8 protein-coding genes are annotated in these 5,893 nt (G+C 61.4%); 4 read left to right on the top strand and 4 right to left on the bottom strand.

The annotated features are described in order from the left end of the window. A partial coding sequence (locus OQK_RS15405) for an iron chelate uptake ABC transporter family permease subunit (protein ID WP_177318491.1) occupies positions 1-437 on the bottom strand: 437 nt, incomplete at its 3' end. A gap of 50 nt (positions 438-487) precedes the next feature. Further along, the gene (locus tag OQK_RS15400) at positions 488-1,360 is read right to left on the bottom strand and encodes a heme/hemin ABC transporter substrate-binding protein (RefSeq protein ID WP_016773171.1); all 873 of its coding nucleotides are present in this window, start codon (positions 1,358-1,360) and stop codon (positions 488-490) included. Positions 1,361-1,524: 164 nt separating this feature from the next. Here OQK_RS15400 and OQK_RS15395 point away from each other — a divergent pair, with 164 nt between their 5' ends. Continuing rightward, the gene (locus tag OQK_RS15395; protein ID WP_016773170.1) at positions 1,525-1,842 is read left to right on the top strand and encodes a Rieske (2Fe-2S) protein; all 318 of its coding nucleotides are present in this window, start codon (positions 1,525-1,527) and stop codon (positions 1,840-1,842) included. On the opposite strand, the gene sfsA is transcribed toward OQK_RS15395, so the two are convergent. Both sfsA and OQK_RS15385 read right to left on the bottom strand, forming a co-directional pair. Then, positions 1,839-2,552 (bottom strand): DNA/RNA nuclease SfsA, encoded by a 714-nt coding sequence (gene sfsA / locus OQK_RS15390; protein WP_016773169.1) that lies wholly within the window; start codon positions 2,550-2,552, stop codon positions 1,839-1,841. The genes OQK_RS15395 and sfsA overlap by 4 nt on opposite strands. Then, positions 2,552-3,721 (bottom strand): pyridoxal phosphate-dependent aminotransferase, encoded by a 1,170-nt coding sequence (locus tag OQK_RS15385; RefSeq protein WP_016773168.1) that lies wholly within the window; start codon positions 3,719-3,721, stop codon positions 2,552-2,554. Before OQK_RS15385 ends, sfsA begins: the two co-directional genes overlap by 1 nt. A 332-nt stretch (positions 3,722-4,053) precedes the next feature. Between OQK_RS15385 and dksA the strand changes: the two genes are divergently transcribed. The 3 genes from dksA to OQK_RS29705 all read left to right on the top strand — a co-directional run bounded on the left by dksA (position 4,054) and on the right by OQK_RS29705 (position 5,856). Then, positions 4,054-4,497 (top strand): RNA polymerase-binding protein DksA, encoded by a 444-nt coding sequence (dksA, locus tag OQK_RS15380; RefSeq protein WP_016773167.1) that lies wholly within the window; start codon positions 4,054-4,056, stop codon positions 4,495-4,497. Between the two features lie 211 nt (positions 4,498-4,708). Continuing rightward, positions 4,709-5,602 carry a tRNA glutamyl-Q(34) synthetase GluQRS gene (gene gluQRS / locus OQK_RS15375; protein ID WP_016773166.1) on the top strand — a complete coding sequence of 298 codons (894 nt, stop codon included), beginning with the start codon at positions 4,709-4,711 and terminating at the stop codon, positions 5,600-5,602. 77 nt (positions 5,603-5,679) lie between these two features. Next, positions 5,680-5,856, top strand: a complete 177-nt coding sequence (locus tag OQK_RS29705; RefSeq protein WP_003176118.1) for a hypothetical protein — start codon at positions 5,680-5,682, stop codon at positions 5,854-5,856. Positions 5,857-5,893 lie beyond the last annotated feature (37 nt).

The following is a 5,893-nucleotide window of genomic DNA, read 5'->3' as shown; positions in this document are numbered from 1 at the left end:
AACATGGTCGCCACGTGGGTCTGACCGTTGCGCCGGCCCAGCCGATAGACCAGCGCCGTCACCCCAAGACCACCAAGAAACGCACACACCGACAACAGATACGGCCCGAACCACTCCGGCAGGCCGCCGAATAAAGAACCGCCGACAATCGCAATCGCTGCGCCAAGTGCCGCGCCACTGGACACCCCGACCAGCCCCGGATCGGCCAGCGGATTACGAAACAGACCCTGCATCGCCACGCCGGACAGCGCCAGCACGCCACCGACCGCCAAGCCGAGCAAGGTTCGCGGCAGGCGGATCTGGCCGAGAATCAGCTCGGCCTGCTCCAGCCCCTCCGGCGCCAGCGGCACGCCAACCAGACGCAGCGCGGCGCGCAAAGTGTCAAACAGCGGCAGGCTCACCGGCCCCAATGCCAGCGACAGCCAGATCGCCAGCAGACACAACAATGTCAGGCCGATGAACAAGCCACGGGGTTTGACCAGTGTGGTCATTGGCCGCCCTTGGCCGGGTAGAAACCGTCCGTCAGGGTTTGCAAAGCAGCCGGCAACCGTGGCCCGAGACCGCCCACCAGCAGCGTCGGGTCCAGCTCCATCACCCGCCCGCTCTTGGCCGCGCGGCTGGAATTGAGGATGGGGTTTTCCTTGAACAACGCGGCTTTTGCCGCCTCGCCGGTCAACGCTCGGTCAGCGAACACCAGCACTTCGGGATCGAGGCTGGCGAGGGATTCGACAGAAAACGGTTTGTAGCCGGTATGAGTAGCAAGGTTGTGCCCGCCGGCCTGTTGCAGCAGCCAATCGGCGGCAGTGTCCTTGCCGGCGATCAACGGCTTGCCGCCGGCGTGCCCGAGCAGCAGCAACACACCGGGGGCTTTCTGTGTGGTTTGCACTTGGGCAACTCGCACTGTCTGCGCCTGGAGCTGCTGTTGATAATTCTCCAGCAACTGCGCAGCCTTCTCTTGCGCACCGAGCAACTGGCCCAAACGAGTGACATTCTTTTCCAGTGTCGGCAGATCAGGCTGGGCTGAAAACAACTCGACCTTGACCTTGGCCGCTTTGACTTGCGCCAGAACCGGCGGCGGCCCCATTTCTTCGGTACCGATCAGAATGTCCGGGCGCAGGCTCAAGATGCCTTCGGCCGACAGGCTGCGCTGATAACCAATACTCGGCAGCGCCTGCAACGATGGGGGATGCTGACTGGTGGTGTCGACCCCAACCAGCTTTGACTCGCCACCCAGCGCGCTGACCCATTCCGACAGCGCGCCGCCAGCGCTGACCCAGCGTTGCGGTAAATCCGCTGCGCTCGCCTGATGGCTGAGAAAAAGGCCGACGCACAGTACGGCAACGCGGGTTTTCAGGCGCATACGCAGCTTCCTTGAACAAGGTTTCCCGGGCATCGGCGCAGCGAGCCAAGTATCCTCGGCAACGGCCAGACTCCCTGTGGGAGAAGGTCGCCATTTGATAATTGTTTGCATTTGAACGTCAAGCTCGGACATATCCAGACACGAGCGGACATTTGAGGATAGCCATGAAGTTTCTCTGCGCCGGCAGCGATCTGGCCGAAGCCGGCAGTCGCGGTTTCGAAATCGAAGGCAAAAAGCTGTTTGCCGTGCGTCGTGGCGGCAAGGTGTTTGTCTATTTCAATCGCTGCCCGCATCGCGGCGTCGGGCTGGAATGGCAGCCCGACCAGTTTCTCGACCCAAGCAACAGCCTGATCCAGTGCGCCACCCACGGTGCACTGTTTCTGATCGAGGACGGCGAATGCGTTGCCGGCCCCTGCGCCGGGCAATCGCTCACGGCAATTGAATGCCGGGAAGATACACAAGGCGTGTGGGTCGACGTTTAACCGTTTAGCCGCACGTCGAGTCGGCGGTCGATGACCATTTCTTCGTGGTCCAGGCGCACACCGTAGGCCAACACCTCAACACCGCAGGCGACCGCTTCACGCAGCGCCTCGGCGTAAGCCCAATCGATTTCCTCGGCCGGGCGCACGGCATCGATGCCGGTGAGGTTCACGCAGTACAACTGCACCGCCCGAATGCCGTCGCGCGCCAGATGCGCCAGCTCGCGCAGATGTTTGGCGCCGCGCTGGGTCACCGCATCGGGAAACGCCGCCACCGCCGTGCCGTCGAAGCCGAGGGTGACGCTTTTGACTTCGACATACGCCGGGCCGCTGGGGTATTCGAGGCGGAAGTCGATGCGGCTTTTTTCCTGTCCGTAGGCAACCTCACGCTTCAATGCGGTAAAACCGTTCAACTCGGTGATCAAGCCCGCCTGCAAGGCTTCCTCAACCAAGCCGTTGGCGCGCCCGGTGTTGACGCAAAACAGCCGGCCCTGCGGGGTTTCGCCAATTTCCCAAGTGCCGGGCAATTTGCGTTTCGGGTCATTGGAGCGACTGAACCAGACCTGCCCGCCCTCGACCTGGCAATTGAGCATCGAACCGGTGTTAGGGCAGTGAATGGTCAGCAACTCCCCGCTAACGGTCTCGATATCGGCGAGAAACCGCTTGTATCGGCGAATCAGTCGCGCTTCTTCCAGAGCAGGATAAAAGCGCATCAGCCTTGCCAGCTCTTCAAGCCGCGCGCAATGCGCTCAACCGCTTCCTGTAAACGTGCGAGGTTTTGTGTGTAAGCGAAGCGCACGTGATGGCTGGCCTGATAACGACCGAAATCCAGTCCCGGCGTAAAGGCAACGTGCTCGGTTTCGAGGAAATGCCGGCAGAACGCGAAGGCATCACCGCCGAAACGGCTGATATCGGCGTACAGATAAAACGCGCCTTCCGGCTCAACGGCGATGTTGAAACCGAGTTCACGCAGCGCCGGCAGGAGGAAGTCGCGACGGCGCGCAAACTCGGCGCGGCGTTCTTCGAGAATCGCAATGGTGGCCGGCTCGAAACAGGCCAGTGCCGCGTATTGCGCCATGCTTGGCGCGCTGATGTAGAGGTTCTGCGCGAGTTTTTCCAGTTCGCTGACTGCCGCTTCTGGCGCCACCAACCAGCCCAGGCGCCAACCGGTCATGCCGAAATACTTGGAGAAACTGTTGAGGACAAAAGCGCTGTCATCAACTTCCAGCACACTGGCGGCATCGGTGCCGTAAGTCAGGCCGTGGTAGATCTCATCCACCACCAAGTGCCCGTGCCTGGCCTTGATCGCTGTGGATAATCCGCCCAGTTCATCGCGGGTCAGCAAAGTGCCCGTCGGGTTGGCCGGCGAAGCGACAAGGGCGCCGACACTGTCGTGATCCCAATGCCGCTCGACCAGATCCGGGGTCAGTTGATAACGCACCTCCGGCCCGACCGGCACCAGTTGCGCCGCGCCTTCGACCAGCCGCAAGAAATGCCGATTGCACGGGTAGCCGGGGTCTGCCAACAGCCAGTGTTTACCCGGATCGACCAACAGGGCACTGGCCAGCAACAGCGCGCCGGAGCCGCCCGGCGTGATCAGAATCCGCCGTGGGTCGATATTCAGGCCGTACCGCGATTGGTAGAAACCGGCGATCGCCTCGCGCAGTTCGGGAATGCCACGGGCGGCGGTGTAACGGGTCTTGCCGGCGCTCAACGCAGCTTGCCCGGCGCGGATGATCGGCTCGGCGGTGGTGAAGTCCGGCTCGCCGATTTCCAGATGGATCACGTCGTGGCCTTCGGCCTGCAATTCATTGGCCCGCGCCAGCAGCGCCATCACATGGAACGGTTCGATCGCACGACTGCGCGCACTGTAGGGGCCCATTGGAATGCCTTCGACGGAAAAAAGAGACGATTCTACCTGTCTGCCGGAACGAGCGAGAACCCGTGGAGGTCACAGCCTCAAGAACGCTGGACTGTAACGATCTGAACGTACGCTCCAGGATTGACTAAAATCAGTGATTGAACAGGTCTCCCTTCCCACAGACACGGCTTGTCAGACATCTGCAAGCGCCACCCGCCGGGGGCTCGACATCCGGGAGTAGCGCAGGCTGATTTGATCTGGTAAGTTCGCCCGCTTGCAGCCGCAGGGCCGGCAGGTGTCGGTGATGGAGCAATCCTGCGCAATGGATTACAAGAGTAGAGGCGGTCTATTTCATGTCCACCCAAGCAAAGCAACAGCAGAAAGACACGATCAGCGGCTTCGAACCTTACGTTTCGAAGGCGGGTGAAGAGTACATGGGCGCTCCAATGCGCGCGCACTTCACCAAGATCCTGAACAAGTGGAAACTGGACTTGATGCAGGAAGTCGACCGCACGGTTGATCACATGAAAGACGAAGCGGCCAATTTCCCTGACCCGGCCGACCGTGCCAGCCAGGAAGAAGAGTTCGCCCTCGAACTGCGCGCCCGCGACCGCGAGCGCAAGCTGATCAAGAAAATCGACAAGACGCTGCAACTGATCGAAGACGAAGAGTACGGCTGGTGCGAGTCCTGCGGCATCGAGATCGGCGTCAAGCGCCTCGAAGCCCGCCCGACAGCGGATCTGTGCATCGACTGCAAGACCCTGGCGGAAATCAAGGAAAAGCAGGTCGGCAAGTAATCTCGACCTGAACGAAAAACGGAGCGTGCGAACGCTCCGTTTTTGTTTCTGTGTTTTGCCCACGGAACCTGCTTCTGCCTCTGTGGCAGCGAGCCTGCTCGCGAAAGCGTCCCTTCAGACAGCTCATTATTGCCTGACACAGCGCTTTCGCGAGCAGGCTCGCTCCCACAGGGGTAACCTGCTTAAATTCTGAATAGCCTTTATCGCCTCCATGACTGCCAAATCCCCCGCCTACATCGGCCGCTTCGCCCCCACCCCCAGTGGCCACCTGCACTTCGGTTCGCTGGTCGCTGCGTTGGCGTCCTACCTCGACGCCCGCTCCGTCGGTGGGCGCTGGCTGGTGCGCATGGAAGATCTCGATCCGCCGCGCGAAGAGCCCGGTGCGCAAGCGGCGATTCTCAAGGCGCTGGAAAGCTACGGTTTCGAATGGGACGGCGAAATGGTCCGCCAAAGCGATCGACACCCGGCTTATGCCGAAGTGCTCGATAGCTTGTTCAATCATGGCCTGGCCTACGCCTGCACCTGCTCGCGCAAACAACTGGAGCCCTATCACGGGATTTATCCGGGGTTTTGCCGCAATGCCGGGCATGAACAGCACGACGCCGCGATCCGCCTGCGCGTGCCGGAGCTGGAATACCACTTCATTGATCGCGTGCAGGGCGAATACCGTCAGCACCTGGGCCGCGACGTCGGTGACTTCGTCATCCGTCGGCGCGATGGTCTCTACGCTTATCAATTGGCGGTGGTGCTCGACGACGCTTGGCAAGGCATTACCGATATTGTGCGTGGCGCCGACCTGCTCGATTCGACGCCGCGTCAGCTGTACCTGCAAGAACTGCTCGGTCTGAAACAGCCGCGCTATCTGCACCTGCCGCTGATCACCCAGCCGGACGGCAACAAACTCGGCAAGTCCTACCGCTCGCCGCCGCTCGAAGCCGATCAGGCCACGCCGTTGCTGCTGCGGGCCTTGCGCGCGCTGGGGCAGAATCCCGGCACCGAACTGGCCCACGCTTCGCCGGGCGAACTGCTGGCCTGGGGCAGCGCGCACTGGGATGCCGACCGGATCCCGCGCACATTGACCCTGCCCGAAGCGCAACTGCAATGACGACACTTGCAGTCGCGCGCCCATCCGTTACCATCGCCGCACGTTTTCGGGCACGCGCATAAAAAAGAGAGGCCGGGATGTACATCTATCGCTTGGTCCTGCTTCTGGTCGTCGGGATCTACCTGTTCTCCCCCGCCATCATGGATTGGTGGATCGACGCGACGGGCGCCTGGTATCGCCCTTATCTGCTCTGGCTGATCCTGATTGTCGTGACCTTCATCCTGCAGAGCCAAAAAGATGCCGATGAGCTTTAGCCTGACCCAGATGATCCTGATCAGCGCCGCGTACCTG

The sequence above is a fragment of the Pseudomonas sp. R62 genome (assembly GCF_000257605.1).
Taxonomy (GTDB): domain Bacteria; phylum Pseudomonadota; class Gammaproteobacteria; order Pseudomonadales; family Pseudomonadaceae; genus Aquipseudomonas; species Aquipseudomonas atacamensis.
Note: the sequence above shows the minus strand (reverse complement) of the source record. Positions and strands in the feature narration are given on the sequence as shown.

What these genes read in the sequence shown, in the direction of transcription:
- OQK_RS15395 (WP_016773170.1), top strand. Translation starts at nt 1,525, where the DNA reads ATGAAGTTTCTCTGCGCCGGCAGCGATCTGGCCGAAGCCGGCAGTCGC.
- dksA (WP_016773167.1), top strand. Translation starts at nt 4,054, where the DNA reads ATGTCCACCCAAGCAAAGCAACAGCAGAAAGACACGATCAGCGGCTTC.
- sfsA (WP_016773169.1), bottom strand. Translation starts at nt 2,552, where the DNA reads ATGCGCTTTTATCCTGCTCTGGAAGAAGCGCGACTGATTCGCCGATAC.
- OQK_RS15400 (WP_016773171.1), bottom strand. Translation starts at nt 1,360, where the DNA reads ATGCGCCTGAAAACCCGCGTTGCCGTACTGTGCGTCGGCCTTTTTCTC.
- OQK_RS15385 (WP_016773168.1), bottom strand. Translation starts at nt 3,721, where the DNA reads ATGGGCCCCTACAGTGCGCGCAGTCGTGCGATCGAACCGTTCCATGTG.
- OQK_RS29705 (WP_003176118.1), top strand. Translation starts at nt 5,680, where the DNA reads ATGTACATCTATCGCTTGGTCCTGCTTCTGGTCGTCGGGATCTACCTG.
- gluQRS (WP_016773166.1), top strand. Translation starts at nt 4,709, where the DNA reads ATGACTGCCAAATCCCCCGCCTACATCGGCCGCTTCGCCCCCACCCCC.